Origin of the sequence: Streptomyces sp. NRRL F-2580 (assembly GCF_000720115.1) — a bacterium.
GTDB lineage: Bacteria > Actinomycetota > Actinomycetes > Streptomycetales > Streptomycetaceae > Streptomyces.
In genome coordinates, this window is the sequence record NZ_JOIR01000013.1 from 238,553 (window position 1) to 264,539 (window position 25,987).

20 protein-coding genes and 2 pseudogenes are annotated in these 25,987 nt (G+C 73.9%); 10 read left to right on the plus strand and 12 right to left on the minus strand.

Annotated elements, in window-relative coordinates; translation table 11 throughout:
* Positions 1 to 2: 2 nt before the first annotated feature.
* Positions 3 to 3,263, minus strand: coding sequence for a TIM-barrel domain-containing protein (locus IF88_RS0117335; protein ID WP_078892941.1), 3,261 nt, complete (start codon positions 3,261 to 3,263; stop codon positions 3 to 5).
* Positions 3,264 to 3,506: 243 nt separating this feature from the next.
* On the opposite strand from IF88_RS0117335, the gene IF88_RS0117345 reads away from it, so the two are divergent.
* From IF88_RS0117345 to IF88_RS0117355, 3 genes are all read left to right on the plus strand, one after another.
* Complete coding sequence (locus IF88_RS0117345; protein WP_030712391.1) at positions 3,507 to 4,367, plus strand: MBL fold metallo-hydrolase; 861 nt, start codon at positions 3,507 to 3,509, stop codon at positions 4,365 to 4,367.
* Positions 4,368 to 4,575: 208 nt separating this feature from the next.
* Positions 4,576 to 5,514 (plus strand): SDR family NAD(P)-dependent oxidoreductase, encoded by a 939-nt coding sequence (locus tag IF88_RS0117350; RefSeq protein ID WP_030712394.1) that lies wholly within the window; start codon positions 4,576 to 4,578, stop codon positions 5,512 to 5,514.
* 116 nt (positions 5,515 to 5,630) lie between these two features.
* Positions 5,631 to 6,167 (plus strand): GNAT family N-acetyltransferase, encoded by a 537-nt coding sequence (locus IF88_RS0117355; protein ID WP_030712396.1) that lies wholly within the window; start codon positions 5,631 to 5,633, stop codon positions 6,165 to 6,167.
* A 21-nt stretch (positions 6,168 to 6,188) separates the two neighbouring features.
* Here the strand turns inward: IF88_RS0117355 and IF88_RS0117360 are convergent, their stop codons facing one another.
* From IF88_RS0117360 to IF88_RS0117370, 3 genes are all read right to left on the minus strand, one after another.
* Positions 6,189 to 6,473, minus strand: coding sequence for a hypothetical protein (locus tag IF88_RS0117360; RefSeq protein ID WP_030712405.1), 285 nt, complete (start codon positions 6,471 to 6,473; stop codon positions 6,189 to 6,191).
* 99 nt (positions 6,474 to 6,572) lie between these two features.
* The gene (locus IF88_RS0117365; RefSeq protein WP_037806117.1) at positions 6,573 to 7,241 is read right to left on the minus strand and encodes a response regulator; all 669 of its coding nucleotides are present in this window, start codon (positions 7,239 to 7,241) and stop codon (positions 6,573 to 6,575) included.
* On the minus strand, positions 7,238 to 8,560 hold the full coding sequence (locus tag IF88_RS0117370) for a sensor histidine kinase (RefSeq protein ID WP_234323569.1): 1,323 nt from the start codon (positions 8,558 to 8,560) through the stop codon (positions 7,238 to 7,240). Before IF88_RS0117370 ends, IF88_RS0117365 begins: the two co-directional genes overlap by 4 nt.
* A gap of 311 nt (positions 8,561 to 8,871) precedes the next feature.
* Between IF88_RS0117370 and IF88_RS0117375 the strand changes: the two genes are divergently transcribed.
* On the plus strand, positions 8,872 to 11,073 hold the full coding sequence (locus IF88_RS0117375; RefSeq protein ID WP_078892942.1) for an MMPL family transporter: 2,202 nt from the start codon (positions 8,872 to 8,874) through the stop codon (positions 11,071 to 11,073).
* A 111-nt stretch (positions 11,074 to 11,184) separates the two neighbouring features.
* On the opposite strand, the gene IF88_RS0117380 is transcribed toward IF88_RS0117375, so the two are convergent.
* From IF88_RS0117380 to IF88_RS0117395, 4 genes are all read right to left on the minus strand, one after another.
* The gene (locus IF88_RS0117380; RefSeq protein ID WP_030712416.1) at positions 11,185 to 12,978 is read right to left on the minus strand and encodes an ABC transporter permease/substrate binding protein; all 1,794 of its coding nucleotides are present in this window, start codon (positions 12,976 to 12,978) and stop codon (positions 11,185 to 11,187) included.
* Positions 12,978 to 14,030 carry a quaternary amine ABC transporter ATP-binding protein gene (locus tag IF88_RS0117385; protein WP_030712419.1) on the minus strand — a complete coding sequence of 351 codons (1,053 nt, stop codon included), beginning with the start codon at positions 14,028 to 14,030 and terminating at the stop codon, positions 12,978 to 12,980. The genes IF88_RS0117380 and IF88_RS0117385 overlap by 1 nt, the downstream gene beginning before the upstream one ends.
* Positions 14,031 to 14,407: 377 nt before the next feature.
* Positions 14,408 to 15,223: a GntR family transcriptional regulator gene (locus tag IF88_RS40415; protein ID WP_051837058.1), complete on the minus strand. Its 816-nt coding sequence runs from the start codon at positions 15,221 to 15,223 to the stop codon at positions 14,408 to 14,410.
* A 157-nt stretch (positions 15,224 to 15,380) separates the two neighbouring features.
* On the minus strand, positions 15,381 to 16,988 hold the full coding sequence (locus IF88_RS0117395; RefSeq protein WP_030712425.1) for an IucA/IucC family protein: 1,608 nt from the start codon (positions 16,986 to 16,988) through the stop codon (positions 15,381 to 15,383).
* 107 nt (positions 16,989 to 17,095) lie between these two features.
* On the opposite strand from IF88_RS0117395, the gene IF88_RS0117400 reads away from it, so the two are divergent.
* Positions 17,096 to 18,610, plus strand: a complete 1,515-nt coding sequence (locus tag IF88_RS0117400; RefSeq protein WP_030712427.1) for an IucA/IucC family protein — start codon at positions 17,096 to 17,098, stop codon at positions 18,608 to 18,610.
* 59 nt (positions 18,611 to 18,669) lie between these two features.
* Positions 18,670 to 19,338 carry a class I SAM-dependent methyltransferase gene (locus tag IF88_RS0117405; protein ID WP_030712429.1) on the plus strand — a complete coding sequence of 223 codons (669 nt, stop codon included), beginning with the start codon at positions 18,670 to 18,672 and terminating at the stop codon, positions 19,336 to 19,338.
* 43 nt (positions 19,339 to 19,381) lie between these two features.
* On the opposite strand, the gene IF88_RS0117410 is transcribed toward IF88_RS0117405, so the two are convergent.
* Positions 19,382 to 20,575: a cytochrome P450 family protein gene (locus IF88_RS0117410; protein WP_030712432.1), complete on the minus strand. Its 1,194-nt coding sequence runs from the start codon at positions 20,573 to 20,575 to the stop codon at positions 19,382 to 19,384.
* Positions 20,576 to 20,745: 170 nt separating this feature from the next.
* Here IF88_RS0117410 and IF88_RS0117415 point away from each other — a divergent pair, with 170 nt between their 5' ends.
* Positions 20,746 to 22,299 (plus strand): FAD-binding oxidoreductase, encoded by a 1,554-nt coding sequence (locus IF88_RS0117415; RefSeq protein ID WP_051837060.1) that lies wholly within the window; start codon positions 20,746 to 20,748, stop codon positions 22,297 to 22,299.
* A gap of 12 nt (positions 22,300 to 22,311) precedes the next feature.
* Entirely contained in the window at positions 22,312 to 23,646 is a 1,335-nt protein-coding gene (locus IF88_RS46555; protein ID WP_158754431.1) for a trypsin-like peptidase domain-containing protein, read from the plus strand.
* Here the strand turns inward: IF88_RS46555 and IF88_RS42115 are convergent.
* Together IF88_RS42115 and IF88_RS40435 are read right to left on the minus strand one after the other, a co-directional pair.
* Positions 23,600 to 23,992: a hypothetical protein gene (locus IF88_RS42115; RefSeq protein ID WP_051837065.1), complete on the minus strand. Its 393-nt coding sequence runs from the start codon at positions 23,990 to 23,992 to the stop codon at positions 23,600 to 23,602. The two genes, IF88_RS46555 and IF88_RS42115, sit on opposite strands and share 47 nt — an antisense overlap.
* 52 nt (positions 23,993 to 24,044) lie before the next feature.
* Positions 24,045 to 24,354, minus strand: a pseudogene (locus IF88_RS40435) (Hsp20/alpha crystallin family protein); the annotation flags it as partial.
* Here IF88_RS40435 and IF88_RS40440 point away from each other — a divergent pair.
* Positions 24,311 to 24,954: pseudogene (locus IF88_RS40440) on the plus strand (HSP18 transcriptional regulator). The pseudogenes IF88_RS40435 and IF88_RS40440 overlap by 44 nt on opposite strands.
* A 141-nt stretch (positions 24,955 to 25,095) precedes the next feature.
* On the plus strand, positions 25,096 to 25,425 hold the full coding sequence (locus IF88_RS0117440) for a hypothetical protein (protein WP_051837066.1): 330 nt from the start codon (positions 25,096 to 25,098) through the stop codon (positions 25,423 to 25,425).
* A gap of 21 nt (positions 25,426 to 25,446) precedes the next feature.
* Here the strand turns inward: IF88_RS0117440 and IF88_RS0117445 are convergent, their stop codons facing one another.
* Positions 25,447 to 25,764, minus strand: coding sequence for a hypothetical protein (locus tag IF88_RS0117445; RefSeq protein ID WP_030712447.1), 318 nt, complete (start codon positions 25,762 to 25,764; stop codon positions 25,447 to 25,449).
* Positions 25,765 to 25,987: the final 223 nt, after the last annotated feature.

Genomic DNA, 25,987 nt, shown 5'->3' on the forward strand with positions numbered 1-25,987 from the left:
GATCAGGGAGTGAAGGTCCAGCGCTGGGCCGGGGTGTCGTCGCAGGCGGCGCGGGTGAGGGTGGTGCCGTTGGCGGTGCCCGAGCCGGCCGGGGCGAGGCATTGGCCGGTGGTGCGCAGGGTGCTCTGAGGTCCCGCCTGCCAGGTCTGCCCCGGGCTCCCGTCGCAGGTCCGGATGGTGACGCGAGCGGCGTTCGCGCCGTCGAGGCAGACGCCGGTGAGGCCGGTGAGGCGGCCGTCGCCCTGGAGGGTCCAGCGCTGGTTGGGCCCGCCGTGGCAGGTATAGAGGGTGGGTTCGGTGCCCGGCGTGGTGGCGCTGTGCGGCAGGTCCAGGCAGCTCGCGGAGGCCGCGTTGACGAGGGTGGCGTCCGCGGGCAGCGGAGCCGGGCGTCCGGTGAGGGTGATCTCGGCGGCGCTGGTCCAGGGGCCGCGGCCGCCGGCCTCGGTGAGGGCCTTGAGGCGCAGGTAGCGGCCGGTCTTCGGGGTGAGGGGGGCGGTCTTGGCGGCTGCCGTGTCGGGGAAGGTGCCGCTCGCGACCGGTGGCCCCCAGTCGGCGGTGGTGTCGGAGACGTAGACCTCGTAGCCGCCGATCCGGCCGTTGACGCCGCCGTCCTGGCGGGGCAGGTAGCCGAGGCCGTCGACCGCGTAACGGGCGCCGAGGTCGATCTGGATCTCGTGCGGCAGCGCGGCGGGCTTCGCGCCGGACCAGGCGGAGTGCCACAACGTGGCCGGGTTCCCGTCGAAGGCGCCGACGGCGGCGCCGCTCTCGGCCCCGGTCTCCTGGCTGTCGGCGTAGACGAGGGACCAGGCCGACTGGTCGATGGGGGCGGCGGAGGGGAGGGGTTCGGCCGCGGGGAGGCTGGTGCCGGTGGCCGAGACGCTGAAGGCGCCCGCCTTGGAGCCCGTCTTGACCCAGAGCACCCCGGATCGGTCCGCCGGGTCGAAGAACCAGCCCGATGCGGCGGAGTCGTAGGCGGCCTTGGAGGTCAGGCGCACCGACGCGGCTCCGTCCACCGTGAGGGCCGTCGGCGCGGAGGCCACGTGGAGGGTGAACTCGTAGCCGCGGGAGGCCGGCTTGCCGGTGTAACTGCCGGTGGGGGCGCCGACGTTGACGGTGACCGTGCCGGAGCCTGCCGTCGGGGCGGCGACGTCGACCCGCTGGCGGGCGTAGGCGCCGGACTGGTAGGCGCGGGTGCGGCCGTCGTCCTCGTAGAGGCTGAAGGAGGACGTGCCGCGGGGGTGGATGTCGTAGGTGAGGGTGGAGACGGGCTTCTCCCCCGTGTGGTTCATCTGCGGCCACATCGGCACGATGCCGCCGCCCTTGACGAAGAGCGGGAGGGTGTCGAGTGGTGCCCGGTAGCCGTTGAGGCGGCCCGGGCCCGCGTAGGTCTTCCCCGTCCAGTAGTCCGTCCAGGTCCCGGCGGGGAGGTAGATGCCGTCCCGGACCGAGGTGTCGGAGACGACGGGCGCGACGAGGAGGGAGTCCCCGGCCATGAACTGGCCGCTGGTGGCGTTCCCGCGGGCCATGGGGTCGTCGGGGTACTCCAGGACCATGGCGCGGGTGCTGGGTACGCCGCTCTCGTGGGCGACGCGGCTCATCGTGTACAGGTACGGCATCAGCCGCATCTTGAGCTGGAGGTACTTGCGGTTGATGGAGAGGTAGGGCTCGGCGAAGCGCCAGGGCTGTTTGTCCTGGTAGCCGGCGGACGGGTTGGTCGCGCCCCAGCCGGACATCGTCATGAAGGCCGGGGTGAAGGCCTTCCACTGGAGGTCGCGGGTGTAGGTCTTGGGGCTGCCCCCGAAGATCCCGTCGACGTCGCCGGCGGCGTAGTTGAGGCCGGAGAGGCCCGCTCCGGTGATCGCGGGGACGTGCCAGCGCATGTCGTCCCAGGTGCCGTGGGTGTCGCCGGTCCAGACGACGGCGTTGCGCTGGGTGCCCGCCCAGCCGTCGACGGTCCAGACGTAGCGGCGGGCGTCGGAGTTCTTCTCGATCCCGTCGACGGCCTGCCGCACGCCGTCGAAGGCGTACTTGTAGCCGCCGCCGATCCACGCCACGTCGGTCTTCACCCCGCGGCTGCCGGCCGTGCCCACCTCGTCGGCGATGGAGCCGAGGCCGGTGGAGGTCCACAGGCCGGTCTGGAATCCCTTGGCCTTGAGGGCGTCCACCGTGGACTTGAGGGGAGCGGTGTAGCCGCAGCCGTAGCCGTCGTTGGGCAGGAACCAGCCCGAGGGCATGTCGGCGGCGCGGGCGTCGGTCGCGTAGCCGACGACATCGGGGGTGGTCTGGTGACGCGGCCGGTTGTGGTCGCCCTGGTAGTCGGGGTTGGAGGCGTTGAAGCAGTCGGCGTTGCCGAGCTCGAAGCCCCACATCGGAGCCATGAACGGCTTTCCGCTGACGTCGGTGTACGCGTCGAGCACGGACTTGAGGGAGTCGCCGGTGAAGTACCAGGCGTCGAAGCGCTTCTCGTCGTGGGTGAGGGTGGTGGGGGCGTGGAAGCCGTACGAGCCCGGGGCCCAGGTGTTGCGCATGACGCCGTAGCCGTTGGTGGACATGTAGAAGGGGGCGGGGCTGGCGTTGTCGTTCTCGCGCCACCTGTTGTCGACGGCGATCGGGACGGTCTTGTCGCGCAGCGCCCATTCGCCCAGGCGCAGGCCGGTTCCGTAGAACTGCTCGTCCGCTCCGCGGGCGAGGTACTGGGTGGTCCGGCCGCCGGTCCAGCTGGTGGGCTGGGTCTCCTGCCAGACGGGGGTGGTGTTGTCGGCGCGGTAGACGGAGAAGCGCAGGGGCGCCTTGTTGACCCGGATGGAGAGGGCTCCGGTGGTGATCCGGTAGTACGCGCCGGCGTCGGACCAGGACGTGGCCACGGAGCCGAAGTCGGTGGTGGTGGCGAGGTCGGAGCCGGCCGGGTCGTTGGTGAAGGTGCCGTCGGGCGAGAGCCAGAGGCGGAAGATGTCGGCGCGGGCGACGACGACGCGGGCCTTGGCCCCGCCGGACGCCGTGACGGTGAAGGTGTTCCCGGACCGGGTGAAGCCGGTGACGTCGCCCGCGGTGGCCTCGGCCCCGGCGGGGGGAGCGCCGGCCGCGGCGGCGGGCGGGGCGAGGGGGCCCGCGGCGGCCAGGCCCGCGACGGCGAGGGCGGCGGCGAGCAGGGCTGCGCCCGGGGTGCGGCGGCGCCGGCCCGGGTGCGCCCGGACCCCTGATCGGCGTTGCCCGTCATGCTGGTTTGGTCGGCGCTGGCTCCTGCGGATGCTCGGCAGTCTCATGGGGCAGCTCCTCGTGCGGTCCGCGGCGCGGACACAGCTCTTTGGCATGCGCCCGACAAGATAGCGCTCCGTCGGCCCTTGATGAAAGATGATGCTCGAAATCAAGCGAGATCACGCAGCTTCGAGCATCCTCTGTCACCACGAAACCGCGATCGGGGAGCGCACGATCCGGGCGCCGACAGCTGTGCGGGCCCGGCCGACGGCTCGCTCCCCGGCGACCGACGACGAGGGTAGGTTGGACGCGTGATCGACTTTCTCCGGGGCGCCCCGGTTTCAGGCAGTCTCGACGTCGTCTGGCACGCGGGCTGGCCCTCCCCGAAGCACGACCCGGCCCCGGAGATCCAGGTCCACGCCTACTCCGAACACACGGTGATCCTGCGCCAGAACAAGTCGGTGCACTACGAAGCCCCGTTCCTCTTCCTCCTCTTCGGCAATGACCGGGCGCTGCTCCTCGACACGGGCGCGTCCGCCGACCCGGCCCACTTCCCCCTGCGGGAAACGGTCGACCGGCTCGTCACGGACTGGCTGGAACGCCACCCGAGGCCCGCGTACTCGCTGCTGGTCGCCCACACCCACGGGCACGGCGACCACGTCGCGGCGGACCCGCAGTTCGCGGACCGGCCCCTCACCACGGTCGTGGGACCCGGACTGGACGAGGTCACGGCCTCCTTCGGCCTCACCGACTGGCCGCACCGCACCGGCGCACTGGACCTGGGCGGCCGGATCCTCGACCTGATCCCCGGCCCCGGCCACCAGCGGGCCGCCCTGGTCTTCCACGATCGCCACACCGGCCTGCTGCTGACCGGCGACTCCCTCTATCCGGGGCGGCTCTACATCGAGGACCGGACGGCCTACTCGGCCACCGTCGACCGGCTGCTGGACTTCTGCGCCACCCGGCCGGTCCGCCATGTCCTCGGCTGCCACATCGAGATGACCACCACGGCGGGCGAGGACTACCCCCGCGGCACCACGCATCAGCCGGACGAGCCGCCGCTCCAGCTCACCGCAGGCCATCTGCGCACGCTGCGCAGGGCCCTCGGCGAGACGGCGGACCGCCACGGCACGTACCCCTACGGGGATTTCATCCTCGTCTACCGGGACTGACCGGGGCTGGGCGCCGCTCCCGGCCGCGTGCGGGACGATACGGGGCGCCGGCGGCGCGCGGGCCGGCGCCGCGTCCGCGGGATGTCGGTCGTCCGGCGGGACTGTCGCCGATCCATCGGCGATGTGTCGGTGGCCGCTGGAACGGTGGGTGTCGAGTTGCCCGAGGGGGCAGCCGCATCCGCCTCCGACAGCAAGGGACCCCGCCGCCATGTCGTCCACGTCTTCCGCCCCGCCCTGGAATCCCCGCCGCCTGCCCGGTGCCGATGGCCGCGTCTTCCTGGTCACCGGCGGCAACGCCGGCATCGGGTACTTCGTCGCGGAGCAGTTGTCGGCGACCGGAGCCACCGTCGTCCTCGGCAGCCGGAACCCCGCCAAGGCCGAAGCCGCCCAGGCTTCGATCCGTGCGCGCGTCCCCGGCGCAGCCGTACGCGCCGTACGGCTGGACCTCGCCGACCTCTCGTCGCTCGGGCCAGCGGTGGAATCACTGGGGGTGGAACGCCTCGACGCGGTGGTCCACAACGCCGGCGTCGCCCTTGACGACCCGCCGCGCCAGGAGACCGGGGACGGTCACGAGCTCATGTTCGGCACGAACCACCTCGGGCACTTCGTCCTGACCCGGTGGCTGATGCCGTTGCTGTCGGCCGCGCCAGCGGCCCGCGTGGTGACCATGGGCAGCTTCGCGGCGAAGTCCGAGCGGCTCGACCTCGACGACCTGCAGTCCCGGAAGGACTACCGGCCCAAGCGCACCTACGGACGCTCCAAGCTGGCCCAGATGTACTTCGGCGTCGAACTCGACCGCCGCCTGCGCGCTTGCGGCAGCACGGTCGCGAGCGTGGTGGTCCATCCCGGCGGCGCGCTGGACTCCCTCACCCCGTCACGCCCACCGGTCCACGTGCGGACCACCGGCGCACGGCTGGGCGCGGCACCCGCGGCTCTCCTCCTCCAGGGCAAGCACGCCGGCGCCCGGCCCGCGGTCCGGGCGGTGCTCGACCCGGCCGTGCGGGGAGGCCAGCTGTGGGGACCGCGCGTCTTCGGCCTGCGCGGCGAGCCACGGCGCGAACCGGTGTGGAACCACCTCGCCGACCCCGCCGTCGCGGCACGGCTGTGGGAGGCGAGCCGTGACCTGACCGACGATGCGGCTCAGTAGCGGGCCGCGGACACCAAGGGTCCGTGGTGGCGGCCTGCGCCTCCGACTGGTTGGCCCACCCCTGGCCCCGTGGAGGGGCCGACGCACGGCCATGCCGCGGCAGGAATACTCGTCATGTGCGTGATCATGTGGAGACCTCGTCAGGTCTGGTGCTGCGGCGCTGGACCCCGGGAGATGCAGCAGCGGTGCGGGCCGCGTTCGCCGACCCGCTCATGCGCGGTCAGAGCAGTGAGCAGGTGGATTCGGTTCGGGCTGCCGAGTCGTGGATCGCCGAACGCGGCGGTCAATGGGCGCAGGGCTCTGCCTTTGCCTTCGCCGTGGTCGAGGGTGACGGGACCGTACTCGGCAACGTTTCGGTCGGTGCGGTGAACCGGCAGCACGCGACCGGGTGGGTGTCCTACTGGACGACAGCCGTGGCCCGCGGCCGGGGCGTGGCCTCCGAGGCCTGCCGGACACTCTCGCAGTGGGCCTTCGACGACGCGGGGCTCTTCCGGCTGGAGCTGGGGCACCGGGTGAACAATCCGGCGTCCTGCCGGGTCGCTCGTGCCGCGGGGTTCACCGTCGAGGGACTGCAGCGGCAGAGGCTCGCGTACGACGGCGTCCGGCACGACGTGGAACTGCACGCCCGGCTGGCGACGGACCCGCTCCACTGACCCGGCCACTCGTACGCGTCCTCAGGTGGCGCGGCCGGGGCGTGGGGGCGGGGTGACCGCGAGGCGCGGTGGGGCCGGGGTCGACCAGTGGTGGCCGCAGGGGTCGAAGGCCAGCGTCACCGGCCGGCCGGGGCGCTGGCGCCAGGAGATGCGTTCGGGTGCGCCCTCGCACACGGGACAGCGGGGCAGCGGGCCCGGCTCCGCCTCCGGCGCGCGGTCGGGGGCGGCCGCGAGCGGCGTGGCGTGCGGATCGCGCATGGAGGCTCCCTGGTCGTGCGTGCGGTCGGGCTGATCGCACTGTGCCATGGAGGTGCCCTTCTCCGCACGGGCGAATCATCCAGTGTTTTGGCTGGTCAGAGGTGCGGTCACCAGGAAAATTCCGGTGCTCTTGCGGGCACTTGGTGATCAACCGCTCGCGCAGCCGGCCTCGACCAGGCCGGATTCGTAGGCCGCGATCACCGCCTGGGCGCGGTCGCGGACGCCCAACTTGCCGAAGATCCCGGTGATGTGGTTCTTGACCGTGGAGACGCTGATGTCCAGGTCCAGGGCGATCTCGGCGTTGCCCCGGCCGCCGGCCAGCAGACGCCAGATCTCCAGTTCGCGCGGGGTGAGGTCGGCCGGGGTCTCGGCGGCCCACGACCGCGGCCGCACGGGGGTGCGTACGTAGGCGGAGATGAGCCGGGTCAGCAGCCGCGGCGCGACGGCGGCCTCGCCGGTGTGGACGATGCGGACCGCGGCGATCAGCTCCTCCGGGGAGATGTCCTTGGGCAGGAAGCCGTACGCGCCGGCGCGCAGGGCGGCGACCACGTACTCGTCCATGTCGAAGGTGCTGAGGGCGAGAACGCGGGTCGAGGGGAGCGTCCGCGCGAGTTCCTCGGTGGCCTGGACCCCGTCGAGGACCGGCATGCGGATGTCCATGACGACCACGTCGGGCCGCAGCTCCCGGGCGAGGGCGACGGCCCGGGCCCCGTCCTCGGCCTCGCCGACGACCTCGAACTCCGGGTCGGGGCCCAGGATCAGGGCCAGGCCGCGCCGCACCAGCGGCTGGTCGTCGGCTATGAGCACGCGGATCATCGCTGCTGTTCCTCTCTCTCGCCGTACCCGGGGCCCGCGACCGGGACCGGGAGGCGGGCCGCCACTCGGAAGCCTCCGCCTTCGAGTGGGGCGGCCTCCAGGGTTCCGCCCTGCAGGGCGACACGTTCGTGCATGCCGATCAGACCGTACCCGGGGCGCGCCGCGGGCCGGGAGGCCGGTGCCTGCGCTCCCGCCCCGTCGTCGCGCACCTCCACGGCCACCTCGTCCCGGCGGTAGGTGAGCCGTACCTGGGCCCGCGCCTGTCCCGCGTGCTTGCGGGTGTTGGTCAGCGCCTCCTGCACGATGCGGAAGACGGTGAGGCCCACGGTCGGCGGGAGCGGGCGGACCGGGCCGTCCACGGTGAACTCGGTCTCGGTGCCGGCCAGCCGGGACTCGGTGACGATCCGGTCGAGGTCGCCGGCCCCGGGCTGGGGAGCCGGCGGGGTGTGCTCCGGCTCCTCCCCGGCCCGCAGGACGTCGAGGAGTTGGCGCATCTCGCGCAGCGCCATCCGCCCGGAGTCCTCCAGGGTGACCAGGGCCTCCCGGACGACCTCCGGGTCGTGCGCCAGGTTCGCCCGGGCCCCGCCCGCCATCAGCTGCATGGTGGTGATGTGGTGGGCGACGATGTCGTGCAGTTCGCGGGCGATCCGGCGGCGTTCCTCGGCCACCGCCCGGTCCGCGAGCAGGGTCCGGTGGACCTCGGCCTCCCGCTGCCGGTGGTTGACCACGGCGGCCGCGCCCACGGAGCCGAGGGTGCCGATCACGTTTGCGATCAGGCCCGACCAGCCGAAGGGCAGGGGCCAGCCGCCCTGGCCGGCGGAGATCAGCGGCACCGCCACGACCGCCGCCGACGCGGCCACGGCGGGGCGGCTGAACCGGGCCACCGTGTAGAGGGCCACCATCAGGGTGAGGGTGAAGTGCGGGGTCGGCGGGGTGGCCACGTTCACCAGTGCGCCCAGGGCCAGTACCGCGGCGAGCACCGTCAGCGGCCGCGCGCGCCGGGCGATCAGGGGCATCGCCGAGAGGACCAGGGAGAGGGCCGCGGTCACGCTCAGGACGCGGCCCTCGGTCTGCATGCCCAGGGAGTAGCCGACGAGGTCGATGGTGCCGGCCGCGACCGCCACGAGGGCGTCGTTACGGGTCCACGGTGAGCGCGCGGCTCCGCGGTCCGCGCCCGGGGCGGCGGCCCGGCCGCTGCCGCGGCTTCCGATGCCGGGGCCGATGTCGGGGCTGCCGGTTTCGCGGCCCCTCGCATGGCCGCCGGTGTCGCGGCCCGTGTCCCGGCCCTCCCCCGGCCCCACACCCACATCCGACCCCACACCCACACCCACACCCACACCCACACCCACACCCATGCTGCCGGTCCTCCCCCGTCGACCACCTCTCCCGGCAGGTGCCGGGCTCGCGCGGCCGCGCTCTCCGGTGATCCATTCTGGCACCGCCCCCGTCCCCTGCCACCGGTCCTCGGTAGGGGCCCGTACCAGGACTCCGGTCCTGGTCGGTGCGCCCGTACGGACCCCGGTCCCGTGGTGCGGATCCTCCCCCGCCCCGACGTTTTCCCCGCTCCCGGCTGATGGTCTGGAGTCAGGCCGGGAACCCCGGCCGTACCGCACAGACCGGAGGAAGACCAGTGATCCGCGCCCTGACCCGATTCTCGACGCGAAGTCCATGGAAGGTCATCGCCCTGTGGGCGGTCCTGGGTATCGCAGCCACCATCCTGGGCCAGGCGTTCGTCTTCCGCGCCACCCAGCCGGGCAACGGCGGGTTCCTGCCCGCGCACTACGACTCGGCGGCCGCCCTGAAGATCGCGGAGGAGCGGTTCGGCGTGAAGCCGGACGCCAACCTCCTGACCCTGCTGGTGGCCCGCTCGGACGACGCGCCGCTCGGCGCCGCCGACGAGCAGCGCATCGACGCGCTGGCCGCGCAGCTGGCCCGGAAGCGGGTCACCATGCCCCGGACCGAGGACACGATGCCCCTCGCCGCGGACCACTCGCAGATTCCCCGGGTCAGCCCGGCCATGACGGCGCCCGACCGCTCCTTCCGCCTGCTCTCCGTCGAACTGACCGGAAATCCCGCCGATCCCGGAGTGCAGGACACCTACCGCGCCTTCCGGGATTCGGCCCGGGACGCGTTCGCGGCGGAGGGACTGCGGACCGGCTTCACCGGGGGGATCGCCGACCGGGTGGACACGGCGGACGCGGAGAAGACCAGGACGGCGGTGGTCGGGGCGCTCATGCTCGGGGTCATCGTCCTGCTGCACGTACTGGTCTTCCGCAGCGTCCTGGCGGCCCTGCTGCCGCTGCTCGCGGTCTCCGTGATCGGCGGCGCCGCGGCCGGCGTCGTGGTCGGCGCGGCGCTGCTCACCGGGACCGGACTGGCCGATTCCACGCCGGGGCTGATCAGCGTGGTGCTGGTGGGCATCGGCATCGACTACTTCCTCTTCCTCCTCTTCCGCTTCCGCGAGCAACTGCGCGAACACCCCGGGCAGTCCGGGCGCGAGGCGGCCGCCGAGGTCGCCGGGCGGGTGGGTACGGCCATCACCTCCGCGGCGCTGACCATCGTCGCCGCGTTCGCCACCCTCGGGGTCGCCTCCTTCGGCCAGTTCCGGGTGCTCGGGCCGGCCATCGCCTTGTCCGTACTGGTGATGCTGCTGGGCAGCCTGACCCTGATGCCGGCCCTGCTGGCGGTCACCGGGCGCAGGATGTTCTGGCCCTCCCGCGCCCTGCGGCACGCGCCCCGCGCCGGCTCGGCCGCGCGGCTGGGCGACCGGGTGGCGCGACGGCCGCTGGCGCTGGTCCTGGGCTCGGTGGCACTGCTCGGCACGCTGGCCGCCGGTGTCGTGGGGATGCGCATGGACTACGGGCAGGGTGGAGCGGGGGCGGAGCGGACCGCCGCGGTCGCGACCGCCGCGGAGATCTCGCGCGCCCTGCCGGCCGGGGTGTCCGACCCGACCAGCGTGTTCGTCACGGCCTCCGACGGCGGCACGCTCACCACCGAGGGCCTGGGCGGGCTGGCCAAGGCCCTCTCCGGGGTCGGCGGCGTGGGCCAGGTCGCGGGGACCGTGCTGAGCGAGGACCGGCGGGCGGCGCGGATCGACCTGTTCCTGACCGTCGACCCGCAGCGCAAGGAGGCGCGCGATCTGGTCACCGGCCCGGTCAGGGCCGCGGTACGGGCCCACGCGCCCGCCGGTACGGAGGCGCACGTGGGCGGTACGCCGGCGCTCTTCGCCGACATCTCGACCGCGGTGGACAAGGACCTCAAGGTGGTCTTCCCGGTGGCCGCCGTGCTCATCGCGCTGATCCTGCTCGCGCTGCTGCGCAGCCTGCTCGCGCCGGTGATCCTGCTGGCCGCGGTCGGGCTCGGGTTCGCCGCGACCCTCGGCGCCTCGACCCTGGTGTTCCAGCACGCCCTGGACCGGCCCGGGGTGGACTTCACCCTCCCGCTCGTGCTGTTCCTGTTCGTCGTCGCGCTGGGCACCGACTACAACATCCTGATGAGCGACCGGATCCGGGAGGAGATGGAGCGGCCGGGCCCGGCACGGGCGGCGGTGGGCCGCGCCGTGCGGCACACGGCCCCCGCCATCGCCACGGCGGGGCTGGTGCTGGCCGCGTCCTTCGGGAGCCTGGCCGTCACCCCGGCCCCGTCCACCCAGCAGATCGGCTTCGCGACGGCCCTCGGGATCCTGCTCTCCGCGTTCGTCCTGTCGATCGTGCTGGTGCCCGCGCTGGCCGCCCTGCTGGGCCGCTCCACATGGTGGCCGGTGCGGCCGCGCCGACGCTCCCGTGGGGCCGACGGTCCGAAGGAGGCAGCGGACCGCGTCCTGGTCGGCTGAGCCGACCGCGAGCTCCTGGTCCGCTGAACCGACCGCGGGCCGCACGAAAGGCGCCGGCGTGCGCGGGAACCCGTACGGTCCCGCGCGCGCCGGCGCCTTCGCCGCTCGCCGTCAGACGAGCTGGTCGACCTCGGGGTGGTCCGCCAGCCAAGCGCGGACCGCCTCCTGCTCCTTGCCCTTCCCGGTTTCCTGGATCTTCGCCTCCAGGCCGGTCAGCTGCTCCTCGCTGAGCTTGAACGAGCGCAGCCAGCGGGCCACCTCGGGCTCGTCGGCGGCGAAGCCCTTGCGGGCCAGGGTGTGGATCCCGTCGCCCTTGCCCCAGGCGGCCTTCGGGTCCTCCAGCTTGGTCAGGTCGTACGTGGAGTACGCCCAGTGCGGGGACCACAGCACGACGGCCACGGGCTCCTTCTTCTCGTAGGCCCGCTTGAGCTCGGCGAGCATGCCGGGCGTGGAGCCGTCGACGACCTGGTACTCGCCTTCGAGTCCGTACTCCTTCAGGACCTTGTCCTTGAGGATGGACATGGCACCGGCGCTCGGCTCGATGCCGATGATGCGGCCCTTGAACTGACCGGCCTTGCCCTTGAGGTCGGCGAGCGAGCGGACGTCCTTCATGTACGAGGGCACGGACAGCTCCAGCGAGGTGGGGCCGTACCAGGACCCGAGGTCCTCCAGCTTGTTCCCGTACTTCTCCCAGTACTGCGCGTGCGTGACGGGCAGCCAGGAGTCGGTCTGGAAGTCGAGCTGGCCGCCGGCCAGGCCGGTGTAGAGGGCTCCGGCCTCCAGCTGACGGGCGTCGACCTTGAAGCCGCGCCGCTCCAGCAGCTCCTTCCACAGGAAGGTGGAGGCGATGCCTTCGTCCCAGGGGATGTATCCGACGGAGACCGTGCGGCCCTTGCCGATGTTCGCCGCGCCTGCCGGTCCGTCGTCGGCGGTGGAGCCGCCGAAGGTGGCGAGGCCGCCCGCGACGAGCGCGAGCACGACGACGCCGCTGAGGGCGTGGACGGGCTGGGGGCGGTGGTTCCACACCTTGGCGGCGCCGGTGGCCGCGGCCCTCGCCTTGGCCAGGGCGCGCCGGCCGAGCGGGGAGACCTGACGGCCGAGGGCGCCGGTCATCCGGTCCAGGTACATGGCCAGGATGACGATGGAGATGCCGGCCTCGAAGCCGAGGCCGATGTCGACGTTGCCGATGGCGCGGTACACGGCGCCGCCGAGTCCGCCGCCGCCGACCATGCCGGCGATGACGACCATGGACAGGCCGAGCATGATGACCTGGTTGACGCCCGCCATGATCGTCGGCAGGGCCAGGGGCAGTTGCACGCGGAAGAGGGTGTCGCGCGGGGTGGTGCCGAAGGCCTCCGCGGCCTCGACCAGTTCCGCGTCGACCTGGCGGATGCCGAGCTCGGTCATCCGTACGCCCGGCGGCAGCGAGAAGATGATGGTCGCGATGATGCCGGGCACCACGCCCACCCCGAAGAAGATGATTCCGGGAATGAGGTAGACCATGGCGGGCATGGTCTGCATGAAGTCCAGGACAGGTCGCAGGACGGCGCTGACCCGGTCGGACCTGGAGGCCCAGATGCCGAGCGGGATCGCGAAGACCAGCGTGACGAGGGTCGCTACCAGGACGAGGGAGAGCGTGGACATCGCGTCGGACCACAGGCCGACGGAGTCGATGAGCGCGAGGCCGGCGAAGGCCAGCAGGCCCGCGAGGAGCCCGCGCAGCCACCAGGCGCCCAGCGCGAGGATGCCCGCGAACAGCAGCGGGGCGGGGGCGGAGAGGACGGCGTCGATGCCGTCGTAGAGGCCGGTCACGAGCGCGCTGATGGCGTCGAACAGCCAGGACAGGTGGCTCTGGAGGAAGTCGACACCGCTGTCGACCCAGGCGCCGAGGTGCAGGCGGGGCATCAGGCGGCCACCTCCGCACACGCCATCGGCGGCCGTTGCTCGTCGCCGAGGAAGGCGATGAGCCGGTCCTGCGGCACGGATCCGACGACGGCGCCTTCCGCGTCGGTGACGGCGACGGCGTGCGGGACCCGGGCGCTGACCGCGCACAGGTCCGCCAGCGGGGTGTCGCCGTGGACGGTCGGACAGCCGCAGGCTTCCACGTCCGCGTCGGGCTGGTCCATGACGGCGTCGGCCGTGAGCACCCGCGAACGGTCGACGTCCTGGATGAAGGAGGCGACGTAGTCGTCGGCGGGGCGGGTGAGGATGTCCTCGGCGGTGCCCTGCTGGACGATCCGGCCGTCGCGCATGACGGCGATGCCGTCGCCGATGCGCATGGCCTCGTTGAGGTCGTGGGTGATGAAGACGATGGTCTTCTTGAAGCGCTGCTGGAGCTCCAGCAGCTGGTCCTGCATGTCACGGCGGATCAGCGGGTCGAGCGCGCTGAAGGACTCGTCCATGAGGAGGAGGTCGGCGTCGGTGGCCAGGGCCCGGGCGAGGCCGACCCGCTGCTGCATGCCGCCGGAGAGCTCGTCGGGCCAGGACTTCTCCCAGCCCTCCAGGCCGCACAGGGCCAGGGCCTCGGCGGCGCGGCGGTCGCGCTCGGCGCGGGGGACGCCCTGCACCTCCAGGCCGTAGCCGGCGTTCTCCAGGACGTTCCGGTGCGGGAAGAGCGCGAAGTGCTGGAAGACCATGGAGATCTTCGTGGACCGTACGCGGCGCAGCTCGCGCGCGCTGAGCGCGGTGAGGTCCTGGCCGCCGAAGAGGATGCGTCCCGCGGTGGGCTCCAGCAGTCCGTTCAGCATGCGCAGCAGCGTGGACTTGCCGGATCCCGACAGACCCATCACGACGAAGATCTGGCCGGGTTCGACGCTGAACGAGGCGTCGATCACTGCGGCCGTGGTGCCGTCGGCGCGCAACTCGTTGCGGTCGGTGCCGCTTTCGAGCGCGCGGACCGCGTCGTCGGGTCGTCGTCCGAACACCTTGTAGACGTGCTCGGCTTGGAGCGTGGACACATAAACCTCACGGGTCGTACGGGTACGGCGCGCGCCGGCGGACCGGGGGCCGTAGAGCGGGACGGGATCTGCCCGTGTGCGCCCCGCCTCCGGCACCGAGGGGCCGGAGGGCGTGGTTCCGCTCCAGCAGTCCACGATGCCCCGCATTCACCACCGCAAACACCAGCGTGATTCAGGTCACTTGCCGATCGGGGAACCGGGGCCCGCGGGGCCGCGCCGCGAGCCGCGTGGCGACACACGGCCGTCGGGACGCAGTTGGGGCGGGCCCCCGGCGACCCGAGCACGCGCCGGGCCCGGCGCACCCCCGCCCGCGGAGTGTCCGAGCCCACATCGTGCGTCCGGCGGATGGACCGGCGCCGGGCGGCCCGGGGCGTGACCTACGTAACGCGGAAGCCGGTCGCCGCGGGGTCGCGGCGGTCGCGGTGGAAGGTCAGCCGGTCCCACGTGGGGAAGGCCAGGTCGGTGACGGCCAGCAGCCGGCCGGAGCGGCCGTGCAGGGTGCGGCGCACGGTGAGGCCGCAGGCCGGGGAGACGGCCGGCGGGTGGGTGGTGCGGGTCATGGTGATGGTCTCGGCGACCCGGCCGCCCGCCGCGGCGCGGTCGAGCCAGCGCCGCACCGGGGCCAGGTCGTCGTCGCGGAGCGTCACCCCCCGGCCACGGTAGCCGGCCAGCTCGGGGTCGCGCGCGACGACGCCCGGACTGAAGTACGTGACGGCGTCCCGAAGGGTCTCGCCGGCCGGGCCGCGTTCGCGGTGGTGATGGACCAGGGTGCGCTCCCCGCCGGCCATGCCGAGCAGCCCGGCGAGCGAGGGCGGGACGGTGACGAGCGTGAGCCAGCTCAGGGTGGGGGCGGGCACGGCGGAGGCGGGCCGGACCGCCGCCGGCTCGACCGCGGGCCCGCCACCGGGAGCAGCGGGCCCGACCACGGCGGTGACTGCGGGCCCGACCACGGCGGTGACTGCGGGCCGGGTGCCGCGGCGGCCGGTGACGACCAGGCCGTCCTCGCGCAGATGCTGGAGGGCGGCCCGGATCGTCTGCCGGTTGACCTCGTAACGGGCGGCCAGGCTGCGCTCGGAGGGCAGTCTGCCGCCGGGGGTGCGTGCGGCGCGCTCGAGATCGCGGCGCAGCGCTGCGGCGATCCGCTGGTACTTGGGCGTGGCGGCCGGGCCGCCGCCCCGCGAAGGGGAGGGCATGGCTTCTCCTCTGACGGGTGGTCAAGGACTGCGCGGTCTGCCCGACCAACCTAGCATTGGTCTATACCTTTAGGTGAGAGGGGATCCGGGAACCCGGCCCGCCTTGGCCGGTTCCGCACGCAACCGGCCCGTCCGGCAGGACGCCCCCTGCTCCCTCCTACTCCCGCAGCGGGTTGGGCAGGGGCAGGTAGCGGGCGTCCGCGCCGTCGGCCCGCGTCCAGCGCAGCAGCAGGTTGGTCTTGGCCGGCAGGGCCGGGGCGGTGAGCAGCTCCGCGATCTCGGGGAGCCCGCGCGTGGCCTCGTAGCGCCGGAACTCCTCCCGTACGGCCGGCCACAGGAGCGGCGAGATGTCCGGATACCGTCCCGCCAGCGCACCCGCGATCTCCGCCAGGTGGTTGACGACCAGGCAGTAGACCAGGCGCTGCCAGGCGTCCGAACGCGGCAGGTCCGGCAGCAACTTCACCCCTTCCGCGTCGCGGAAGAGGGCCTGCACCGGCATGCCCTCTGCGTCGACGGCGACCAGGGTGTTCTGGAGGTGGGCCTCCAGCACGACACCGTGGCGTGCGAACAGTTCCAGCACGGGTGGCACCACCTGGCGCAGGTACGCCCGCCACCAGCGGGCCGGGTCGCCGGCCCCGGCCGACGGGCTTCCGGCGTGGCCCTCGGCGAGCGCGGCGGCCAGCAGCGGCGTGGCCCCGGGCACGGTGTGGGCGTGCAGGCCGTCGCGGACCAGGACGGCGAGCTCCTCGAAGGCGAAGGAGGCGGTGCGGTAGCCGCGGTCGGCCAGCCAGGCCGCCGCCGAGCCGGTCCGGCGCAGCGCGGCGAAACCGGCTTCGACGGCCGCGTCGGTGCGGCGCAGTTTCAGCAGGTCGTGCCGCCACAGCCGGCGCACGTCGTTGGTGATCCGGACGTCGAGGCTGAACTTCACGAAGAGGTCGGCCGCCGCTTCCGGTACGTACAGGGTCCGGATCGAGGCGGTGGGCCAGGCCGGCCGGCGGCTCCGCCCGAGCCGCAGCAGCCGTCCGTCGGCGAAGGCCTCGCGCACCGCGGGCCGCTCTCCCACCAGGTCGAGCTGCCAGGGGTGGGCGGGCAGCAGCCGGTAGCCGGCCGGGGCGCGCGGCGCGTCGAGCGCGTCGGCCAGGGAGTCGATCGCGTCGGACGCGGCCGGGCCGCCCTCCTCGGCGACCTGGTCCTCGCGCAGCCCGAGGAAGACCAGCGGGAAGCGGGCATGGGCTTCGGGCGCGTACGGCAGCCAGCTCCCGGCCGGTGCCCCGCCGCGGGCCTTGGGGGCGGGGTGGTGCGGGTGGCCCATCACCAGGGACTGCTCGGAGAGGACGTACGGGTCCCGTGGGGGCTCGGCCTCGGCGCGGGCGGCCAGCAGCGCCGCGATCGCGTCACGGCTGTCGGTGATCTCGACGGGGAGCTCGTCGTTGGGGACGCCGGTGAACCGGCCCAGTTCGTCGGAGACGAGTTTGACCAGTTCGGTGTGGCTGAGCGGGTGCCAGCCGTCGGCCGTCCGCAGTTCGGGGCAGACCGGCCGGCGCCCGCCGCGCACCCGGAGCAGCCGGCCGCTGCCGCGCAGCCGGTGGACTTCGACGCCCGCCCCCGTGCCCGCGCCGTGGGCCTCGGCGGGGCCGCCGCCGGGCCGGGCGGGCCCGGCAGGCTCGACGGCATCGGCCGTCTCCCGCAGCAGGCAGTTCAGGAGCGGGGTGGCGGCGTACGCGTCGGCGGCGGCGTTGAGGTCCACTGGTTCCATTCGGTCCATCCGGTGCGCCGGAGGTTCGCCAGGCGTAACCACCGGTCGTGATCGTCGGTATCCGCAATGATTACTTGATCATCCCGTAAAGCGATATTCCGATGCCGGAGCCCACCATGTACTTTCCCCACTCGCCGGCCGAAGAGGCCGTCGCCGCCGAACTGGCCGGTGCGCGCCCCCGGCTCATCCCCGGGTACACCGCCGCGCTGAGCGGCGCCCGGGCGGCCGTGCTGACCCGGCTGTGGCGGGCGCTGGCCTTCGAACCGCTGCCGTGGGTCGTGGGCCGGGAGCGCGGGCCGGACGGCCTGGCGCTCCTGCTGGCGGGTGGCGCGCGGCTGGAGGGCCCGCTGCCGGATCCGTACGCGACCGAGCCGTACGTGAGCGAACTGCTGCTCGACGGCAGGGCCTACGGGCAGGCCGCGGCCCTGGTCACGGCGCTGGGCGTGGCGCACGGGAAGGAGTTCGCCGCCGAGCTCGACGCCAGTACGGCCTCCCTGGCGCTCTCCCGGGCCGGACAGCCTGCCGCCGGGGAGGATCGCGCCCCGCTGGCCACCTGGGAGTGGGAGCAGCGGGTCGTCGACGGTCATCCGTACCACCCGAACTGTCGGTCCCGGCCGGGCTTCTCGGTGGCCGAGCAGCTGGCGTACGCCCCCGAGCACCGCCCGGTGGTGGAGCTCGGGCTGGTCGCCGTACCGGCTGAGAAGTGCCTGGTCACCGGCGACTGGCCGGAGCCGCTGCGGGACGCGGGGCGGATCCTGGTCCCGGTGCACCCGTGGCAGGCGGCGCACGTACTGCGGCACGAGCGGGTGCGGCCCGGATTCGCGGCGCACCCGCTGATGGCCCTGCGCACGCTGGCGCCCGCCGACGGCGGCCCGCACGTGAAGACCGCGCTGAGCGCCCGGCTGACCTCCTCCGTACGGGACATCTCGGTCTACTCCGTGGAGACGGCGGCGGCCGTGTCCGCCTTCGCCCAGGGCCTGTCCGAGCGGCTCGACGGCCGGCTGCACATCACCCGCACCCTGGGCGCGGCGACCGCGCACACCCCGGACCTGGCGGCCGTGCTGCGGGAGCCGCCGGAGGTCCACGCGGACGCCGCCGCCGGTGAGCGGGTGCTGCCGGTGGCGGCCCTGGCCTCGTTCCCGCCGGCGCGCTCGGCGGCCTGGCGGGCCGACTTCGCCCGACTCGCGCTGTCGGTGTGCCTGCGGGTGCTGGAGCTGGGGGTGGCCCTGGAGGCCCACGGCCAGAACCTCCTCGTCGTCCTCTCCCCCACCGGGGCCCCGCTGCGGCTGGTCTACCGCGACCTCGCCGACATCCGGATCAGCCCGGCCCGGCTCGCCCGGCACGGCCTGCCGGTGCCGCCCCTGTCCGGCAGGCTGATCACCGACGACGTGACCGTGCTGCGGCGCAAGTTGTTCGGGTCCCTGCTGACGGGGGCGCTCGGCGCCACGGCGGGCTCGGCCGGCGCCTTCGCCGAGGCACTCGCCGAGGTCGCCACGCTGCCGGCGACCGCCGACACCGAGGCCCTGCGGACCGGGCCGCTGCCCACCAAGGCGCTCACCCTGATGCGGCTGAGCCCCGGCGTTCCCGGCGACCAGTGGGCCGAACTGCCCAATCCGCTGGCCGGAGGGTGATCCGGAGCACCGCAGGCGGGGGTCCCCCAGACGGATCCGGGCGGCTACTGTCCAGGGGTATGACGGAGACCTCGGACCTGACCTCGGTGAGAGCGTCCTACGACGCCGTCGCCGTCGAATACGCCCGGCTGGTCGGCACGGAACTGGCCCGGAAGCCACTGGACCGGGCCATGCTGGCGGCCTTCGCCGAGTACGTGCGCGGCGACGGCGTGCGCGGTGACGAGGGCCGCGGTGGCCGGGCGGTCGCCGACCTGGGCTGCGGCCCGGGCCGGGTGACGGCGCATCTGGACGGGCTCGGCGTACGGGCCTTCGGCGTCGACCTGTCCCCGGCGATGGTGGCGGTGGCCCGCCGGACCTACCCGGGCCTGCGGTTCGAGGTGGGTTCGATGACCGCCCTGGACGTGGCCGACGGGGTACTGGGCGGGGTGCTGGCCTGGTACTCCACCGTGCACACCCCGCCCGCGGAACTGCCCGTGGTGTTCGCGGAGTTCGCCCGGGTGCTGGCGCCGGGCGGCCACGTCCTGATCGCCTTCAAGGCCGGCGACGAGAGGATCCGGCTGGAACACGCGTACGGGCATCCGGTCGAGCTCGACGTGTACTGGACGCCGCCCGACCTCGTCGCGGACCTGCTGGCCGGGGCCGGGCTGACCGAGGTGGCTCGGCTCGTCCGCGGGCCGGACCCCCGCGAGAACTCCCCGCAGGGCTTCCTACTGGCGCGCAAGGGCTGATCCGCCCCTGGGGGCCCGCCGGTTGACCGGCGGCCCCTCTCCTTCACCAGCGCAGCGGCAGCCGGGTCACGCCCCGCATCAGCATGCCGGGGAGCCAGTCACGCGGACCCGCGTCCGGATCCTCGGCCAGTTCCGGGAAGCGCTCCAGCAGGGCCCGGATCGCGATGCGGCCCTCCATCCGGGCGAGCGGCGCGCCGAGGCAGAAGTGGATGCCGTGGCCGAAGGCGAGGTGACCCGGGCCGGGGCGGCGGATGTCGAACACGTCGGGTCCGGGCCGCGCGAAGCGGGCCGGGTCGCGGTCCGCCGCGGCGAGGGCGACCAGGACCGAGGAACCGGCGGGGATCAGGGTGCCGCCCAGCTCCAGGCCGGTGCGGGCGAAGCGGTAGGTGGCGTGCTGGACCGGGCCGTCGTAGCGCAGCATCTCCTCCACGGCGCCGTCGATGAGGCCGTCCGGGTCCGCGCGCAGGGCGGCGAGCTGGTCGGGGTGGGCGAGCAGGGCCCGTACTCCGTTGCCGATCAGGTTCACGGTGGTCTCGTGGCCCGCGACCAGCAGCAGGAAGGCCATCCCGATCAGCTCGTCCGGGGAGAGCCTGTCGCCGTCCTCGTCACGGGTGCGGATCAGGGCGCTGAGCAGGTCATCGCCGGGGTCCGCGGCCTTGGCCGCGACGAGTTCGAAGAGGTACGCGGTCATCTGCTCCAGGACCCGGCCGTCCGCGGCGACCCCGTCGAGCGGGGCGACGATCTCGTTCGACCAGTAGCGGAACCGGGCGCGGTCCAGGCCGGGCACGCCGAGGAGTTCGCAGATCACGGTCATCGGCAGCGGTACCGCGAAGGACCGGATCAGGTCGGCCCGCCGGTCGGGACGGGCCGCCATCTCGTCGAGCAGCTCGCCGGTGATCTGCCGGACGCGGGGACGCAGCGACTCGATCCGGCGGGCCGTGAACTCCCGCGCCACCAGGCCGCGCAGCCGCGTGTGGTGGGGCGGGTCCGCGTCCAGCATGCTCGTGGCGACGGCCGGGACCGGTGCGTCCCCCGACAGCCCGGTGCCGAACCAGTTCTTCGACAGGTCCGGGTGGTTCAGGGCCTGCCGGGCCTCCTCGTGGCCGACGACCAGCCACGACCGCTCACCGCCCAGCACCACTTCGTGGACGGGGCCGGCGGTGCGCAGCGCGGCGTAGAAGGGGTACGGATCGGCGTTGAAGTCACCGGTGTGCGCGCTGATGTCGACGAGGGGCATGGGCGCAGCCTAAGGGCCGTCTCCTTCGGATCCGGCCGGGTGCCGTCGATCGGGCCGGTCCGTCCATACGACAAGCCGAACCGTTTCGGCCATGAGCCGTTCGGGGGGCTGCCCGGTGTGTGTGGGCCCGCCTTCACGGTGATCGGGGCGGGCGGTGGCAGGAAGGAGGTATGAGCCTCCATCGCCGCCAAGTCCTCGGCAGCGCCGCCGCGGCGATCCTCGCCACCGTCGGCGCTGCCGCCCGGGGCCCGGACTACGGGGCGCTCGCCCGCGGGATCGACGGACGGGTGGTGCTCCCCGGCGACCGGGACTACGCCGAGGCCCGCCGGCTGTTCCAGCCCCGCTACGACGCCGTCGCACCCGCCGCTGTGGCCTACCCCGCGCACGCCGCGGACGTGGCCGTCTGCCTGGACTTCGCCCGCCGCTCCGGCGCGGCCGTCGTCCCGCGCGGCGGCGGGCACGGCTACGCCGGCTGGTCCACGCGCGCCGGGGCGCTGGTCGTCGACACCGGGGCCATGGCGGGCGTGGCCGTCGAGGGGGACGGCGTACGGATCGGCGCGGGAGCCCGGCTCGGGGACGTGCACGCCGCCCTCGCCGGGCGGGGCCTGGCCGTCCCGACCGGGCTGTGCCCGTCCGTCGGGATCGCCGGGCTCACCCTCGGCGGCGGCCTGGGGCTGGCCTCGCGGGCGTACGGGACCACCGCGGACCGGCTCACGGGGGCCCGCGTGGTCACCCCCGACGGGCGCGTGCGCGAGGTGGCCGCCGATCGGGATCCGGACCTCTTCTGGGCCCTGCGCGGCGGCGGGGGCGGCAATTTCGGCGTGGTCACCGAGTTCCGTTTCCGTACGCACGCGGCTCCCCGGGACTGCGCCTTCGCCGAACTCCACTGGCCCGGCGACGACTCCGCGGACGTGCTGCGCGGATGGCAGCGCTGGCTGGCCGGGCTGCCCGACCCGTTCTGGAGCCAGGTGGAGTTCACGGTCGAAGCCGGCGCCGACGCGGGTACCGGCCCCGGTTCCGGTTCCGGGGTTCCGGCGCCGCCGGCGGTCCGGGTGGTGTGCCTCGACGGACGCGGGGAGCTGGAACGGCAGTTGACCCGACTGTCCGACCTGGTCGGCGGACCCCCGCGGGACGACTGGACCGTCGTGCGCAGTCACGCGGACACCCTGCGGGCCATGTCGGGCTGTCTGGACCTGACCGCGGCGCAGTGCCGGCTGCCGGGCAACCTGCCCGGCCGGGACCCGCAGGGCCGGCTCGACCGGCACTCCTACGCCGCCCGCTCCGACTTCTGGACGGGCGCCGGGCTGCCCGACTCGGCGATCGGCACGGTCCTGGACGCGGTCCGCCGCTACGGGTCCGAGGCCGGCCTCCCCCGGGGCGGCCTGGCGGTGGTGCAGTTCGACGGAGTCTGCGGCGGCGCGCTGAACCGGGTCGCGGTCGCGGAAACGGCCTTCGCGCACCGTGACAGCGCCTTCCTTGCCCAGTACCTCGTCCACTGGCCCGAGTCCGCGCCGGCCGCCGAGGTCGCCCGGCACGAGGCCTGGCTCGACGGGCTCTGGCAGGACCTGCGCCCCTGGACGAGCGGCCGCGCCTACCAGAACTACACCGACCCGAAGCTCACCGGCTGGCGCGAGGCCTACTACGGCCCGAACCTCGCCCGCCTGCAGGAGGTCCGGCGTGCCTACGACCCGGACCGGCTCTTCCGTTTCCCCCAAGCCGTTTAGGGAGTGTCCGGAATGCGACGTATGGTGATGTTTGCCGCGCTGGCGGCCGCCCTGCTGGTGCCCGGAGGGCCGCTGCCCGTGGCCGAGGCCGGGAGCACCGCCGCGGCGAGCGCGGGCCGCTGGTCCGCCCACGAGGCCGAGTCCTTCTGGACGGCCGAGCGGATGGCCGCCGCTGCCCCGCTGCCCCCCGTGACACCGGAGCCGCCCGAACCCCCGGCGCCCGAGCCCCCGTCGGAACCCCCCGCGCCATTGGATCCGCTCGAACCGCTCGAACCTACGGAACCTACGGAACCTACGGAGCCGACGCCGGCCGGAACGCCAGCCCCGACGCCGACCCCGACGCCGATCGCGGTCCCGCTCCCGGCGCCGATCGCGGTCCCGCTACCGGACGCGACCCCGGGCACGGCGGAGCCGTCCGTGCCCCCGTCCGCCTCCCCGTCCCCCCTCGTCCCCGTCCCGGCCCCCTCGACTCCCACGCCCCCGCCCACGCCCACGCCTACGCCCACTCCGACACCGACGCCGACACCGACGCCCGTTCCGAAACCGACGCCGACGCCGACGCCCAAGCCGTCGCTGCTTCCCGCTCCCGCCCGTCCCGCCGTCCCCCGGGTGCCGGCCACCGACCCCGGCATCGGGCAGAACTTCGACGGCATCCCGGTGGTCGGCCGGATGTTCCTCGTCAAGAACGGCGGGTCCTACTTCTGCACCGCGAGCGTGGTCGCCTCCCCCGGCCACAACCTCGTGCTCAGCGCGGCCCACTGCCTGCTCGGCTCGGACACCCAGCAGGTGGCCTTCGTACCGCGGTACACCCGCGCGAAGCCGCAGCCGTACGGCATGTTCCCCGTACTGCGGGACGCGGCCGGGCGCTCCAGGATCTGGATCGACCCGCGCTACCGCTCCCAGGGCCCCGACCGCGCCGCCGCCCTCGACGTGGCCTTCGCCCAAGTGGGCCCGGACTCCCGCGGATTCTCGGTGCAGGACGTGGTCGGCGGGAACCGGCTGGTCACCGGCGCCGGTTACGCGCACGCGAAGGTGTCGCTGATCGGGTACCCGTCCTCCGCCGCCCGTCCGCGCCTGTGCGTGAACAAGACGACGAAGTTCACGAGCAAGGACGCGCGGATCCCCGGATCGTTCCTGCGCATCGACTGCACCGGCTATCCCGGGGGGACCAGCGGCGGCCCGTTCCTGCTCCGCTTCGACGGGCAGACGGGAACCGGCGACGTGGTGGGGGTCATCGGCGGCTGGAAGACGGGCGGGGACACCGCCGACACCTCGTACAGCTCCTACTTCGGCGCGGACATCAGGAAGTTGTACGAGAAGGCGGTTGCCGGGGCGAAGGTGCGGTGAGCACCCGCACCCAGCGGGTCCGGCGCGGGTTCCCGACCGTACGCGGGGCCGCCGGGAGCCCATCGCCGGTGGCCACGTCGGCGGAGGCGAGGCCGAGCCAGCGGCGGAGGTCGGCGAGGGCGGCGTGAACGGGCGCGAGGACCACCTCGGCGCCGGGGTCGATGGACGCGAGGGCGTGGGCAGTGGTCTCGATCGCCTCGGCAGCGTCCTCGGCCGCGGTCCGACTCCACCCTCTGGGCGCGGCGAAGCCCCAGGGCGCGATGGTGTCGTAGAGGTGGCAGGCGGCATCGGCCACGGCGTCGGCCCGTTCCCCGACGCCCGGCGCCGCGATGGTCGGCAGTTCCATGCCGGGTCAACGAGCCGGTCCCGCCCGGGGGTACGACCGGATGCGCCGCGGGTCACCCCGGTGCTTCGCCCGGGGGCGGACAGTTGGAGATCTGCTTGTGGTCCCCGGTGCCGCCGACGCAGACCTTGCGGGGCTTGGCCCGCTCGGCGATCGGGATGCGCAGGGTCAGGACACCCGCGTCGTAGTCGGCCGACATGATCTGGCGGGAGAAGACGCCGAGAGGTCGCTGCGTCGGACTTGCGCGTGGGCCGGCGCTCGGCCTTCACGGTCAGCATGCTCCGCTCGACGTCGACGTCGACGTCGATGTCGATCGCATAGTTGCCGACGCCAGGGAGGTCGAAGGCGAACACGTCCTCGTCACCCAGGCCGTGCGGGGACGCCCCGCGACCACCCGCGGGAGCGGCGTGGGACGCGTCCCCGTCCGAGATCGGACCGCACCCGGCACTCGCCGCCCTCCTGATGCTCCGCGAGGTCCGCGAGCAGCTCGCCGACGGGGAATGCGTCCTGATCGAGAACGCCCGCGGCCGAGGTGCGAGCTGGGCCGAGCTCGCCGGTCCCCTCGGGGTCGCCAGCCGTCGGGCGGCGGAACTCCGCTACCTCCGGCTGCGCCCGGGCACGGCCGGCAGCACCTGTGAGCAGCGCGTCCAGCCGGCGCGCGACTCGCGCGCCGCCGACTGCACCGTGAGCGCCTGGGCCCGCGATCGCGCGGCCTGCCTGCGTCGGCTCGCGGGCCAGGTCACTTCCCTCTCCGGACTGCCGGACACCGCCATCGGCGCCATCGGCGCCATCGGCGAGTTGAACCAGGCCCTCGCGACAACGACGCGGGCCGCCTCGTCAAGCCGCTCACCGACACACGCCCCCACCTGCGGCCCGAGGACATCGAACGCGCCGACGGCATCGACGCCGTGACCCGGCACACCGATCGCCTCCGCCAGGACACCCGGGACCAACGCAACGCGTGAACCCGTCGGCCGCTCGCACCCCCCGCACCCCGCCGGTGCGCATGACCCCCGCGCCACTCGGAGCTGGGACGTCCCGCCTGCGGGGGCAGACGGCCGCCGACGCGTGCACACTGGCAGGACAGCGGCTACCAGGGAGGTCGCATGAGCTGGGCATCATGGACGACCCGCGGGGTCTTCGCCGGCCGGGACGGGGTCAGGACCCGCGAGGCAGGCCCTGCGATGACCGGTGAACTCGACGTCCACACCACCTGGACCGAGGCCGACGGGCTGGCACACGTAACGGTCCAATACAGCGGCGCGTCCGACTGGCTCGAGCTCGCGGGAAGCCCCCTCGCGTGTCCCAGCGAGGCCGCGAGCCGCGCCCTGCACGACGAGGTAATCCACTTCATACGCGCCGGAGCGACCCTCCCGCTGGCCGCGGGCAGCGCCCTCGCCGATCCTGCCACGGCGAAGAAACCCCCCACCGCCTGATCGCGGTGGCTCCAACATCCGTCACTCTGAGTCGTCCCGAGCGAGGCGGAGGGCCAGTTCCTGGAGAATCAGCTCGGTCTCGGGCTCGAAGCCCGTCGCGTCGTACGCGTCGGCGACCGCTTCGAATGCGGCGATGAAACCGCTCACCAGAGCGCTCAGCGGGGCAGCCAGCTGATCCAGGACGGCGCCACCGACCTCTTCCGCAGAGGCGCCGGCCGGGACCGCGAACTGCTCGGGAATCGTCTCCCCCAGCAGTTCGGAGACGAGGCCCTCCTCGACTCCCCCGCGCAGAGCGGTCAGCGCGGCAATGGCCTTGAGCTTGATCTCGTTCTCGGTCATGCCCCGACCCTACGAGCGGGGGAGGCCGACATGACGCACGCGCGGGACTCACACGGTGTTCGTGGTCGTCCATTGACCGGGCGACCTCGCTGTCCGGCGGCTTCGGGGGGCTTTACGGCAGGCGGGCGCCGTGGACGTTCAGCCGTTGCAGGAGGTGGGAGCGGTGCAGCTCGGCGATGCCTTCGAGGAGGTCGGGGTGGCGCAGCAGGGCGGCGGCCTCGCT